Annotated in this window: 9 protein-coding genes and 1 pseudogene; 3 read left to right on the top strand and 7 right to left on the bottom strand. The window is 70.8% G+C overall.

All coding sequences use genetic code 11. The annotated features are described in order from the left end of the window. The first annotated feature begins 146 nt into the window (after positions 1–146). Together ACGH7X_RS40660 and ACGH7X_RS40655 are read left to right on the top strand one after the other, a co-directional pair. A complete protein-coding gene (locus ACGH7X_RS40660) occupies positions 147–1,610 on the top strand; it encodes an aldehyde dehydrogenase (protein WP_399896075.1) in 1,464 nt (487 codons plus the stop codon). Positions 1,611–1,738: 128 nt separating this feature from the next. Further along, a complete protein-coding gene (locus ACGH7X_RS40655; protein ID WP_399896072.1) occupies positions 1,739–2,497 on the top strand; it encodes a GNAT family N-acetyltransferase in 759 nt (252 codons plus the stop codon). A gap of 32 nt (positions 2,498–2,529) precedes the next feature. Here ACGH7X_RS40655 and ACGH7X_RS40650 read toward each other — a convergent pair whose 3' ends face one another. The 4 genes and pseudogenes from ACGH7X_RS40650 to ACGH7X_RS40635 all read right to left on the bottom strand — a co-directional run bounded on the left by ACGH7X_RS40650 (position 2,530) and on the right by ACGH7X_RS40635 (position 7,043). Beyond that, positions 2,530–3,282 carry a TetR/AcrR family transcriptional regulator gene (locus ACGH7X_RS40650; protein ID WP_399896070.1) on the bottom strand — a complete coding sequence of 251 codons (753 nt, stop codon included), beginning with the start codon at positions 3,280–3,282 and terminating at the stop codon, positions 2,530–2,532. 34 nt (positions 3,283–3,316) lie between these two features. Further along, positions 3,317–4,000 (bottom strand): FAD-dependent monooxygenase, encoded by a 684-nt coding sequence (locus ACGH7X_RS40645; RefSeq protein WP_399896067.1) that lies wholly within the window; start codon positions 3,998–4,000, stop codon positions 3,317–3,319. Positions 4,001–4,048: 48 nt separating this feature from the next. Beyond that, positions 4,049–4,214, bottom strand: a pseudogene (locus tag ACGH7X_RS40640) (FAD-dependent monooxygenase); the annotation flags it as partial. An 87-nt stretch (positions 4,215–4,301) separates the two neighbouring features. Then, the gene (locus ACGH7X_RS40635; RefSeq protein ID WP_399897704.1) at positions 4,302–7,043 is read right to left on the bottom strand and encodes an AAA family ATPase; all 2,742 of its coding nucleotides are present in this window, start codon (positions 7,041–7,043) and stop codon (positions 4,302–4,304) included. Positions 7,044–7,526: 483 nt separating this feature from the next. On the opposite strand from ACGH7X_RS40635, the gene ACGH7X_RS40630 reads away from it, so the two are divergent. Then, complete coding sequence (locus ACGH7X_RS40630) at positions 7,527–8,363, top strand: maleylpyruvate isomerase family mycothiol-dependent enzyme (RefSeq protein ID WP_399896064.1); 837 nt, start codon at positions 7,527–7,529, stop codon at positions 8,361–8,363. A 60-nt stretch (positions 8,364–8,423) separates the two neighbouring features. Here the strand turns inward: ACGH7X_RS40630 and poxB are convergent, their stop codons facing one another. From poxB to ACGH7X_RS40615, 3 genes are all read right to left on the bottom strand, one after another. Beyond that, on the bottom strand, positions 8,424–10,157 hold the full coding sequence (gene poxB / locus ACGH7X_RS40625; RefSeq protein ID WP_399896061.1) for a ubiquinone-dependent pyruvate dehydrogenase: 1,734 nt from the start codon (positions 10,155–10,157) through the stop codon (positions 8,424–8,426). A 286-nt stretch (positions 10,158–10,443) separates the two neighbouring features. Beyond that, a complete protein-coding gene (locus tag ACGH7X_RS40620; protein ID WP_399896058.1) occupies positions 10,444–11,034 on the bottom strand; it encodes a DUF308 domain-containing protein in 591 nt (196 codons plus the stop codon). Between the two features lie 41 nt (positions 11,035–11,075). Then, on the bottom strand, positions 11,076–12,659 hold the full coding sequence (locus ACGH7X_RS40615; RefSeq protein ID WP_399896055.1) for a tannase/feruloyl esterase family alpha/beta hydrolase: 1,584 nt from the start codon (positions 12,657–12,659) through the stop codon (positions 11,076–11,078). Positions 12,660–13,057: the final 398 nt, after the last annotated feature.

Raw genomic sequence — 13,057 nt, 5'->3', positions numbered from 1 at the left:
TAGCACTGACAAACCTAGGTACAGCAGGGCGCATGCGCCGCACACGTGTGAGTGCCTCAGGTGTTTCGATGGGAGAGACGGCCTGAGCAAACGGCAGGGACACCGGGCGCCGGTGGTCTCACTGCCCCGACGACCTGATGGGCACCATGTCTGCGTTCACTGTTGATCTCCCCGACGAACTGCTCCACTGCTTCTACACGGGGGGCCGCTGGATACCCGGCGACTCCACCCGCCGCGTCACACTCGTCTCCCCCTCCTCGGAGGAGGAGATGCTGAGCCTGCCGCTGGCGAACAGTACCGAGGTGGACCGTGCCGTGGCCGCCGCCCGCATCGCCTTCGACACCGGGCCGTGGCCTCGTATGCCCGCCTCGGAGCGGGCCGGGTATCTCCGGCGCTTCGCCGACGAGATACGTGAGCGGCTGCCGCTCCTCGCGCGCCTGTGGACCGCTCAGGTGGGGGCTCCGATCAGCTTCGCCCAGGGCCTCATTCACGCCGGTGAGAGCCGTTTCGACCATTTCGCCGAACTCCTCGACGGGTACGCGTTCAGTGAGCGGCGGCCCACCCCACGCGGCCACGCACGGGTCGTGCGGGAGCCGGTGGGAGTCGCGGCGCTGATCGCGCCCTGGAACGCCACGTTCAACATCTTCTCCCACAAGATCCCCGCGGCCCTCGCCGCCGGCTGCACCGTGGTGCTCAAGTCCCCGGTCGAGAGTCCCCTGGACGCACTGGTGATCGCGCATGCCGCCGAGGCCGCCGGCATCCCGCCGGGGGTCCTCAACGTCATCACGGCCGACACCCGGGAGTCGGCCCAGCTGGTGGCGTCCGAAGCGGTGGACAAGATCAGTTTCACCGGCAGCGTGCCCACCGGCCGGCGGATCGCCGAGGTGGCCGCTCAGCGGATGGCCCGCACGACACTCGAACTCGGCGGCAAGTCGGCCGCGATCCTCCTGGAGGACGCCGACCTGTCGACGGCACTGCCCGCCCTCACCCCGTTCACCATGCCGTTCTCCGGTCAGATCTGCTTCTCCCAGACGCGCGTCCTCGCCCCCCACCACCGCCTTGCGGAGGTGGCGGAGGCGTACACCGCCGCCGTGAGGGCGCTGCGGGTGGGCGACCCCTGGGACCCGGCGACCGACATGGGGCCCGTCCTCAACGCACGCCAGTACCAACGCGTTCTCGGGTACATCGAATCGGGCCGCCGGGAGGGTGCCCGGCTGCTGACCGGTGGGGGAAGGAGTGCCGACTTCGACCGGGGGTACTACATCGACCCCACCGTGTTCACCGATGTCACGCCCCGGATGACGATCGCCCGCGAGGAGATCTTCGGTCCCGTGGTGACCGTGCAGGGCTACCGGGACGTCGACGAGGCCGTCCGTCTGGCCAACGACACGGACTTCGGCCTGAGCGGCAGTGTGTTCGGCGCGGACGTCGAGCGTGCCTTCGACGTGGCTCTCCGGGTGAACACCGGTCACCTCGCGGTCAACGGCTTCGAGATCTCGCCGAACGTCCCGTTCGGCGGCAGGAAGCTGTCGGGCCACGGTCGCGAGGGAGGACCCGAGGGCCTGGAGGGCTTCCTCGAGACCAAGGCGGTCTTCATGCCGGCCTCCTGACCGCCGACGGCGGGCCGGCGCTCCGGCGCGGATCGTCATCTGTTCACCGAAAGCCGCCGACCAGCCGTCGGCGGCGGTGGCTCCGCCTTCGCGGAACGGGGGGACCACACGACCGATGGAAGCCGCTGATGCCTCACCTGCTCGACCTTCCCGTACGCGCCTCCCTCACCGCGGGCCACGCCCGCTTCGCGCGTCAACGGGGCCGCGTCCTGCGATACGCGCCCGATCTCGCCGCCTTCGCCGCGCTGCCGGATCGCCCGGAACCGGAGGACTGGGCGGACGCGGCCGTGCTGGCCGGGCCGGGCGGCGTGCTGTCTCTGGTGGGCCAGGACCCGGAGCTCCCGGAGGGCTGGCGGACGGTCTCCCACGTCCGTGGCGTCCAACTCGTCGTACGGCGCCCGGTGACGACGCACGACGACGAGGTACGGGAACTGACTCCCGTTGACATCCCGGAGATGGCGGCGCTGATCCAGGCGACCCGACCGGGGCCGTTCCATCCCGGCAGCTACCGCTGCACCACCTACTTCGGTGTACGCAGGTCCGGGTCGCTGGTCGCCATGGGAGGCCTGCGGATGCGTCCCGCGGGTCACACCGAGATCAGCACCGTCTGCACGCTGCCCGAGTACCGGCGGCGGGGCCTGGCCCGGCGCCTGGTCGGGCATCTCTCCTCCGTGGTCGCGGACCAGGGGAACACCCCTTTCCTGCACGCCGAGGCCGGCCGGGAAGTGGTCACGCGGCTGTACGGATCGCTGGGCTTCGAGCCTCGCTCGGACCTCTCCCTGCGGGAGATAGCGGCTCCGTCGGGAGGCGCGCGTCTCCCGCGCAGGGGGCCCGGGACCGGCTACCTCGTGCCGCCGGTGCCGAAGCAGCGGGAACCGTCCGACTGAGCACGGAGGCCGGTGCCGCGCCTCGGCGCCTCTCAGCCCTGGGCGGGCGGGCCTGGCCGGGCGTCCGCCATGCGGTTGAGCCAGTCCAACAGGAGGTGCCTCTCCGAGGTGCTGAGAGCGCTGGTGTCCTCTCGGCCCAGCGCCGCGCGCAACGCCATGGCCGCACCCGCCGTGCCCGGGCTCGCCTCTGGCGCGGGTGCGTCGCCGGGGGGCGTGGTGATGGCGGCGATGACCACGTCGCGTGCCACGTCCGCCGCTTCGGGGTCCCGCAGCTGCGGTGGCGTACTGATCATCGTGAAGATCGTGCCCATGCCCGCCGAGTGCATGAGGGCCGCGGCCCGCTCGACGCTCATGCGCAGCCGGCCGGCCGCGGCGACCCGGGTGACCATGGCCCGCAGTTCGGTGACGGCCTCCTGGCCGGCCCGGGACAGGTGGCCGGGGCGCGGCAGGCCGTACACCAGGGTGTAGTACGCCGGTTGGCCGAGCCCGAACCGGACGTGCAGGTCCCACGCGTCGCGCAGGTCCTGCACCGGATCGTCGCTGCGGGGCAGCCGGCTCTTGGCCCGCAGATAGGTCTCGAACCCGTACTCGCCCAGGGCCTCGAGGAGGCCGTCCTTGTCACCGAAGACGCGGAAGATCGTCGGCGGCGGGACACCGGCGCGTGCCGCTACGGCGCGGGTCGACATCGCGTCGAGGCCGTCCTTCTCCAGAAGATCGGCGGCGGCCAGAACGATCCTGTGCCGGAGTGTCGTCGGAGTCTCCTCCGCGTCCGCGTCAGTGGCCATGTTCCGACGGTATCAAAGGGAGCGGATCGATGGTTCACCAGCGGCCCGCCGGTTCCCCGGGCAGCAGCCGGCGCAGGTACCGCAGGACCCGCGCCTCGTCCGGGTCGTCGGCCCGCAGCCCGACGTACCCGTCGGGCCGGACGACGAACAGGGTGTCACCGTCCACGGCGTAGTCCCGGCGGGCGTGGCCCTCGCTGTCGGTGAACGAGTCCGGCCCCGCCGCGGAGGTGGGGGTTCTGTCCGGCAGGACGGTGAACGCCCTCAGACACCGGGGGAAGCGCTCGACGAGCGCGTCGGCGGCCCGGGAGCCGCGGGGCCCGAAGGCGATCACACTCGTGTGCGGCCCGCGCAGCAGGTCGAAGAGCCGGACGTCGCTTCCGTCCGCCGCCCGCAGCAGTGAGCCCGGCGCGCGGTCACCCGCCTGAACCCCCGCGTGTCCGTCCCCACCGGCGCCGTTGAGCGCGCTGACGGCGTAGCGCACCCCGAGCTGCCGGGTGTCGGGCCCCTGCCCCTCCCCCGGTACGACTCCCCTGACGCGTCCGGCGGGGAGTTCGGAGGACAGGTTCAGGACGTCGGCGGCGATCGGGAGCCGTTCCTGTTCGTAGGTGTCGAGCAGTGTCCCGGGGGCACCGTCCAGGACGTGCGCGATCTTCCAGCCGAGGTTGTGGGCGTCCTGGATTCCGGTGTTCATTCCGAGACCGCCGGCCGGTGAGTGCACATGGGCGCAATCGCCGGATCGCCAGCCGCGACCGTCCCGTGGCCAGGATCCGGCCGGCCACCCCGAGGTCGTCGAGCACTTCCAGGCTCCGAGGCTGCAGCCCCTTCCCCCGGGAACCGCCGGAAGGCCCCCCGGCCGCGTCCACGAGGCGAACCGCCGTGCCCGTGCGGGCCAGTTCCAACGCGGCGACCAGCCCCACCGGTCCGGCCCCCACCACCAGCACCCGGCCCCCGCACACCTGCCGTGCGCCCCGCCTTCTCACTCACGCCCATCAGCCACAACCATCGGATACGTCATCGCGTCACACGTCCTGGCCCTCGGGCGCCTTGCCCAGCGCGTCACGCAACGCGGCGCGGGTGGTGATGCCCAGTTTCGGGAAGACGCGGTACAGATGGGAGCTGACCGTGCGCGGCGACAGGTGCATCCGTTCGCCGATCTCCTTGTTGGTCAGGCCGCCGGCGGCGAGCTCGGCGATCCGGCGCTCCTGCCAGGTCAGCGAGTCCAGGTGCGCCGACGAGGCACGCGCGGAGACACCCGAGGCCCGCAGTTCGGCCTGGGCGCGTTCGGTCCAGGCCGCGGCGCCGAGCCGTTCGAAGGAGTCGGCGGCCCGGCTCAGCAACTGCCGTGCCGCCTTGGGCCCCTGGGTGTGGCGCAGCCGGACGCCGTGGGCCAGGCGGATCCGGGCCAGCTCGAAGGGGAAGGTCGCGCCGCCCGGGTGGGTCTCGGCCCGCGTGTACATCTCGACGGCCTCCTTCTCGTCGGAGGCCGTCATCGCCAGTGCCCCGTACGTGATCAGCGCCAGCCGGGGCGAGATGTCGGGGAGTCCGGCCTCCTGCGCGGCCAGCGCGTGCCGGCGGGCCTGTTCGGAGCGCCCCGTGTGGACGGCCGCCTCGACGAGGTCGAGCAGCGTACGCGATGCCTGGTGCGCACTGGGCGCGAAGGACCCGGGGGCCGTGATGCCGATCGCGTACAGGTAGGCGGCCTCGTAGTCCCCCTCGCTCAGGGACGCCGCCGTGCCGACCGCGTCGGCGATCTGGGTCAGGAATCCCACGCCGCGCGGGCGGGCCCAGGAGTCGACGGCGGCCTGCAACTCCCGCGCACGGTCCAACTGGCCGCGCATGGCGGCCAGAAGGGCCAGATAGGCGCGGCTGTGGTAGGCGAACAGGACGTGGCCGTGGGACGTCGTCAGGTCGAGCCCGCGCTGTCCCGTGCGCTCCGCCTCGTCCCACTCCCCGACCGCCATCTGGTCGAGCATGATCAGATGCAGCATGGTCATGCCGTTGGCCACGGCCCCCGTCTCCACCTCGCGGTCCACGGTGCGCTGCAGAAAGGGGCGGTAGTGGCTCAGCGTGTCGACGTGATATGCGGCGACGGCCAGGCGTGTGACGTCCCACGGTTCCATGGCCGGGAGATCGGCGAAGGCGTTCTCCACCCGTGTGTGCAGTCCGGCCCCGCGGCGCACGACGTCGCTCCAGGCGTCCTGGTAGATCAGCGAGCTCGGCGGGATCAGGTCGCCCATCGCACCGAGCAGCTCATGGGTGCGCTGCCACACCGTGTGGTCGCTGGCGTACTGGTTGATGGCGAGCAGGAGGTTCACCAGCCGATTGCGGACCTCCGGCGGCTCCTTGAACCCCTCGTCGCGCATGTTCTCGATCGCCGCCATGACCTGGCGTGGCGAGGAGCGCACGTCACCGTCCTCGTAGAGCGCCACGTAGGCCGAGGTGAGCACGGAGGCCGGGGATTCCTGTCTGCCCGGCGTCACGTCGGAGTGGACGAGTTGCTGCGCCTGGTCCAGGAGGGCGGCGTGCCCGGCGATGAACGCCGCGTCGCCCAGCCGTCTGGAGCGGCCCTCGTGACTCTCGCTCAGCTCCGCGGCGCGGGTCAGCCAGCCCACGGCCGCCATGGCGCCACCGCGCCTGGTCGCCGAGTCCGCCGCCTTCTCCAGCGCGGCCGCCACCTGCTCGTCGGGGTCGATCGTCGCGGCGGCCAGGTGGGTCGCGTACCGCTCCACGTCCTCCCGGTGCACCCCGGCCAGGTGCGAGTGCGCCGCGCGCCGCTGGTTGGGAGTGGCCATCTGGACGACGGTCGAACGTATCAGTGGATGCCGGAAGACGAAGTCACCGCTGACCCGGTCGATGTCCAGCAGGGCGGCGGCCACCGCCTCGTCGGCATTCCTCATGCGGTAGCGCGGGCCGCCCGTGCTCCCGGCTCCCGGCCCCGCGCCGACGCCGTCCAGGGCGCCTCGCAGCAGTTCCCCGCGTACCGCGTCGCCGAGCCGCTCGATGCGGGTGCCGTACACGTGCTGGAGCCGACGGGGCAGCGGAACCCCGTGGTATCCGAACAATTCCTCGGCGCTGTGCCCCAGATGACCGCCGCTCACATACGGAGGAAGCTCCAGCAGCGCCAGCGGGTTGCCCAGGGCCTCCTCCAGGACCAGACGCCTAGTGTGCCCGTCCAGCCCGGGGTGGTGCAGGTCCAGCATCTGTTGCGCGGCCGCGTCCGACAACGCCGTCACCGGCAGTTCCGGCAGGGCCGCCGTGTCGAACCGCGAGGGGACCTCGGAGCGCAGGCCCACCATGAGTTTCACGGAGCTGCCCGTGAGCCGGCGCCCCACGAAACCGCACACCTCGGCGCTGGAGGAGTCCAGCCACTGGCCGTCGTCGAGCACCAGCAGGAGCGGCTTGTGCGATGCCGCCACGGACAGCAGGTCGAGTACCGCGATGCCGAGCGCCATGACCGACGGGGGCCGTCCGGCGGTGCGCCCGAAGACGGCGTCGAACACGGCTCCGTGGCCGGCGTCGAGGCCGTCGATGAAGGGGAGCAACGGATACAGGACCTGGTGCAGACCGGCGAACGGAAGGTCGGACTCCGCCTCGACTCCGGCGGCCCGGATCACCCGGTACTCGTTCTGCGCCAGGTCCGTGACATGGTCCAGCAGAGCGCTCTTGCCCACTCCCGTCTCGCCCCTCAGGACGAGCGACTGTCCCCCGAGTGCGGACACGAAGGCGGACAGTGCCGCCTGTTCCCCGTCCCGACCGACCATTGTCCTGACGAGCGACTCCACGGTCCCCCACTCCTTTCACCGCCGGCCGGCCCGGCCCGGTCATCGCGGAACCCCGAGTCCCGCCACCGGGACATCGGGGGGTGGTGCATGCCGGAGGGCGGTTCCGTTCGCTGGATGTGCCCGGCGGTGCGTCTGCTGGGCCTTGCCTCACCAGGCAATACATGTGTCCGGCCGATGCACCTTTTCGCCCATTGTGGTCGAAAGGTCTCCATGTGCGGCCAGAGTAAACGGAGCTGTATGTCCGGTCAACCATGTATCGGGCCGACGTCGACGACGGAACACATGCTTTCTGTGGCGGGTGGGTCTGCCGCGGAGCACGTCACGGCAGTGATACTGCCTCATCGCCACCCTTGAGCGAAACGTCCTGCGCCTGAACCGCAAACTCACACGTATCTACGACGACGTAGACTCGAACGCGAGCGGCGCGGCACTCGCGCCCCTCAACGGCAGGAGGTTTCCCACATGGCGCCCGGTGCGGCACAGGGCAGGGTTCTTGACGAGCTGAGCGGTTACAGCGACGGGCCGTTCGCCGTCGTGGACGCGTACGTCACCCAGCGCGCCCGGTTCCTGCGGTATGTGGCGGGCCTCGACGAGGAGACGTGGAGGACCCCCACCCGGTGCTCCGAGTGGAACGTCCACGACGTGGTGCGTCACGTCCGCGACGTGACCGCGCTGCACGTGTTCCAGCTCGGCGGCCCCTTCCCCGGATTCCGTCTCACGCGGGATTTCGATCCGGTGGTGACGCCGACCGAGTGGCTGGCGGCGTCGTCCGGGGAGAGCCCGCAGGACACGGTGCGGGGGCTGTCCCGGCTCGTCGAGGAGGAGGAGCGTCTCCTGCGGGCCAAGGCGGAGACGAACCCGGACGAGACGATCACGGGTGCGCTGGGCCGCACCCTCGACTGGTCGGTGCAGTCCGTCCACACGTTCTGGGACGCGTGGATGCACGAACGCGACATCATGCTGCCCCGCGGCGAGACCCCGGAGTATCCGGACAACGAGGCGCGTCTGGCCACGATGTACGGGCTGCTGTGCGCGGCAGCCCCGGCAAGCTGGAACGGCGACTTCGTGCACGCCGGCCTGCTGCTGGAGGGCAGCGTCGACGGTTCCTACGTCGTGACGTCCGTCGACGGCGTCATCCGTGTCCTGGCGGCGCCCGTCGACGGGGCGGACCGGCTGACGGGTGAGGTGGGCGCGACGCTGGACGGCCTCGCGGGGCGCGGTCCGGAGCTGGAGGACGTCCTGGACGGCCCCTCCCCCGCGCTCGCGCGACTCGCGCTGCTGCGCAAGATCGTGACCTAGGGGGTGTCGTTCGGCCCCCGTCCGAACGACAACCCCCCTGGTGGCGACGCCCCGCGCCGGTCAGCGCAGGATCCGGCGGGCGACGTTGGTGGTCGCCAGGTCGAGCAGCTCCTCGCCGCGGCCGGAGAGGATCGTCCGGATCGCGTAGAGGGTGAACCCCTTGGCCTGCTCCACCGTGATCGCCGGCGGCACCGACAGCTCCTGACGGGCCGTCATGACCTCGACCACTGCCGGACCGTCGTGCGCGAAGGCTGCCTTCAGCGCGTCTTCCAGCTCACCGGGCCGCTCCACGCGGCGGGACCACAGGCCTACGGCGGCGGCGACGTCGGCGAGCCGGGGGTTGTCCAGTTCCGTGGCGAAGTTGACGACACCCGCCGCCTTCATCTCCAGCTCGACGAAGTTCAGCGAGCCGTTGTTGAACAGGACGATCTTGGCGGGCAGCCCGTTCTGCCGGAGGGTGAACAGCTCCCCGAGGAGCATGGTGAGCCCCCCGTCACCCGCGAAGGCCACCACCTGGCGTCCCGGGTACGCGGCCTGTGCACCCACCGCGTGCGGCAGGGCGCAGGCCATGGTGCCGTGGTTGAACGAACCGAGCAGGCGCCGCCGTCCGTTGAACGTCAGGTAGCGGGCCGCCCACACCACGGGGGAACCGACGTCGGTGGTGAAGACCGCGTCGTTCTCCGCGAGGCGGTTGACGGTGCTCGCCACGAACTGCGGGTGGATGGGGGTGCGCTCGTGGTCGTTGACCGCGAGTCCGTCCAGTGCCTTGCGGGTGCGGGCGTAGTGCGCGAGGGCCCGGTCGAGATGGGCACGGGCGGTCTTCACCTTCAGCAGGGGCAGCAGCGCGGGCAGCGTGTCCCGCACACTGCCGGTCAACGGCAGGTCGACACGGGTCCGTCGGCCGAGTTGTTCACCGCGGATGTCGAGCTGGAGGATCTTCGCGTCCCGCGGGTAGAACTGGCGGTAGGGGAAGTCCGTGCCGAGCATGAGCAGCGTGTCGGCCTCCTCGATCGCCTTGTAGCCGGAGGCGTAGCCGAGCAGACCCGTCATGCCGACGTCGTACGGATTGTCGTACTCGACGTACTCCTTGCCGCGCAGGGCGTGCACGACGGGTGCCTTGAGGGTTTCGGCCAGCCGGACCAGGTCGTCGTGGGCGCCCGCCGCGCCCGCGCCCGCCAGAATGGTCACCCGCTTGCCGGCGTCCAGCAGGTCCGCGGCCTCGCGCAGGGCCGCGTCGTCGGGCCGGGCGAGAGTACGGGTCGGGCGGACGACGGTGGGAGGCAGCACGCGTTCGGCCCTGGCGAGGAAGACCTCACCGGGCACCACCACGACGGCGACCCCCTTGCGTTCGACGGCCGCGCGCATGGCCAGTTCGAGGATGCGGGGCGTGGACTCGGCGGTGTCCGCCACCTCCGCGTAGACGCTGCACTCGCGGAACAGCTCCTGCGGGCGCGTCTCCTGGAAATAGCCGGAGCCGATCTCCGCTCCGGGGATCTGGGCGGCGATGGCGAGGACGGGTACGCGGCTGCGCTGGGCGTCGAACAGTCCGTTGATCAGGTGCAGGTTGCCCGGACCGCAGCTGCCGACACAGACGGCCAGTTCGCCGGTCAGGCCCGCCTCGGCGGCCGCCGCGAGCGCGGCGCTCTCCTCGTGCCGGACGTGCACCCAGTCCACCTCGCCGTCCCTGCGCAGCGCGTCCGTCAGCCCGTTGAGGGAGTCGCCGGGCAGCCCGTAGAGGCGCTGTACGCCGCTGGCCTTGAGCGAGGCGATGATGTGGGCGGCGATCGTGGGCATGCTGGGGCTTCCCTTCGCTGTGCGTCGGTGTGTCCGACGGGCACGTGTGCCGGTCCGTCCGAGTGGGCGCGGACTCCGCGGCACCGACGAATCTTCACCGGGTCCCGCGGTCGGTGTATCCGTCGGATGACGGTCCGCCCCTGTGTCGGATGACGGTCGGTCTGCCCCCTTTGCCGGCGGGCTCCGTGGCGATCACCGGCAGGCTCCGTGGCGATCACGCGAGGTCCTGGAACGCCTCGACCCGCGTCCTCGGGGGGCGCGGGTCGAGACGGGTCCTGCGGGTCGGTCAGACGGTACGGCTCCGCTGCTGACGGGCCTTCCATGCCAGCAGGATGGCCTGGACGACGAAGAACACGCCGCCGCCCGTGGCGTAGGTCGACAGGACGTCCAGCGAGGGATCGTCACCGGCGGCCTGGATGTTGTAGAAGATGCCGACGAGGAAGGACAGCCCGCCCGCGATCAGCACCGGCCACTGCTTGCCCAGTTCGGGTCCGCGCCGCCGCAGGCCGACGATCACCTGGGCCGCACCGGAGATGACGGCCCAGACGCCGAACACACTGAGCACCGTGGCGAACGAGCCGGCCCCGGCGATGCCGACCGCGACGGCGGCCAGCGTGCTGAGTACTCCGTTGAACGCCGTGACCCGGCGCTCGGAGCCGTCCGGGAGGGCCCGGTAGTCGATCAGCGAGGACACCGCGTCGATCAGCGGGTAGACCACCAGCAGGGTGATCGCCACGGCGTCCAGGCTGTCATGGGCTCCGGCGAAGACCACGGCCCAGATCACGGCCAGGATGCCACGGCTCAGGTACAGCCTCATCAGGGAGGAACGTTCGCCGTTCGCCGTGGGTGTCGCGGTCGTCAGGGTGTTCGTGGTCATCAGGAGCCGACTTTCGAATTGGTGGGTTGGGTTGGGACCGCTCAGTGCCGGTGCGGCGAGACGCAGCGGAAGCTGTCGGCGTCGGCGATGTCACCGTGGCCGTTGTAGCGGGACACCAGGGGGTAGCGGCACAGGTCGCGGTCGAGCTGCTGGCCGGAGGCGTTGGTGAGAGTGGCGGGGAGGGTCTGAGGAGCCTTGCCCTGCTCGACCCACTTGGTCAGGGCCGTCAGGTCGTTGCCCTGGCCCGCGAGTCCGCAGTGGACCAGGCCCGGGACGACGAAGAGACGGTAGAAGTCGTCGACGCGGTGCGATCCGCCGAGCCTGTGTTCGACGCGCTCGCGGTAGTCCACGGTGCCCGCGGTGGGGATGTACTGGTCGGACTGGCCGTGGTAGGTGAGGAGCTTGCCACCGGACTTGCGGAAGGCCGACAGGTCCGGGTCGTCGGAGCCGATGACCCTGTCGTACTCGGCCTGGGACTTCTTGAACAGCTTGGTGAACTGCTCGTACGTCAGCTTCGTGGTGTCGAGGTCGGGCTGCTTGGCCACCCACTTCTTGGTCCAGTCGTCGGGCACCTGGAACGACGTGGCACCGGCGAGGCCCTTGAAGTCGGCGCCGATCGGCAGGCCATACCACAGCTTCTTGCCGGACGTGGTGCGCGGGCCGTCCCAGATCTTGCGGACCACGTTCGCGTCGGCCGCCGTGATGGTATCCGTCTTGCCTTCGCACTCGACCTTCGTGCCGATCAGTCGGCGCGGGTCGAAGTCGCAGCGCGTGGCGTCGGAGATCAGGCCGTCCTTGGCGCCGTCGAGCGTGTCACAGGCCCTGAGCGCGGCCTGGTTGAAGGCTGTGAACTCGCAGTCGGTGGGACGGGTCTTCTCCTCGTTCATCACCACCTGCGGCCACAGCGTGGCGGGCACGTAGTCGTCCCAGTTGATGGCGGGCGAGTTGGCGAGGATGCCGTCGTAGTCGTCGGGGTGACGCTGGGCCTCGACGTAGCCCTGGCGTCCGCCGGTCGAGCAGCCGTTGAAGTAGGAGTAGGAGGGGGCCTTGCCGTAGATGGCGTCGACGACCGCCTTGCCGACGATCGCTGTCTCGTGCTGGGAGCGGTCGGCGAAGTTCTTCAGGAGCGCGGTGTTGACCTTGCCCTTGCTGTTCAGCGCCCAGGAGCTGTCGATGGCGTCGCCGACGCCGGCGTCGGTGGTCGCGGCGGCGTAGCCCTGCTTGACCGCGTTGGCCAGACCGGGGTTGTTGTCCCCGGCGGCCCAGGCGGCGCCGCCGAAGGCCTGGAAGCGTCCGCTCCAGCCGGCCTTTTCGGGCAGCCAGGTCCGCACCTTGGCGTGGTCGCCCTGCCCCGGGTGGGTGAGGGTGACCGTCACCTCGCAGTAGGACGGGACGTTGTCGACGCTGCCGCCGAGGACCCCGGTCCCCTTCACGGTCCCGCCGGGCCGGCTGACCGCCGTCACGGACTCCACCCTGGTGCCGGCGGGAGCCTTCACGGGGACGGACGAGCACTTGAGGGGCGCGGAGGCGGAGGCGGAGCTCCCGGTGTCCGCCGATGCGGTCGGCAGGTACACCGCCGCCGCCAGCGGCACACCGGCCGCGAGGACGGTCAGAAGTCGTCTCATGACTTTCCTATCCGAGAAGTGTGTGTCTGCCGTGAGACACATGTGCTGGGTACCGCGAGCATGACAGGTGGCTCGGCCGCCCGGTCCGCCGCAGGTGAATGCTGTTGGCGATGCGCCGTTCTCACCGAATCGCTCCGCCGCCCGCTGGGGGCGAAAAGAGACTGACACGAACTACAGTCACCGGTCAAGCAGGTGACGACCGTATTCCTAGTGATCGCGGCATATACCTGGAATGAAACGTCCCCGACTGCCGGAATGACCGGATCGCACGCATGACCTGCGCCGTTCCGGGAGGCCGGGGCCGACACCGGTCACTCTGCCCCTGCGGCGGATTCGGCACATCAGTCAGTTGACGGTCAGTGCCCGCGGACAGGTGCCGCAGGCACTCACACCTGCCG

The sequence above is a fragment of the Streptomyces sp. BBFR51 genome (genome assembly GCF_044591655.1).
Lineage (GTDB): Bacteria > Actinomycetota > Actinomycetes > Streptomycetales > Streptomycetaceae > Streptomyces.
The sequence above is the reverse complement of the archived record's forward strand: the minus strand, read 5'-3'. Positions and strand labels throughout refer to the sequence as shown.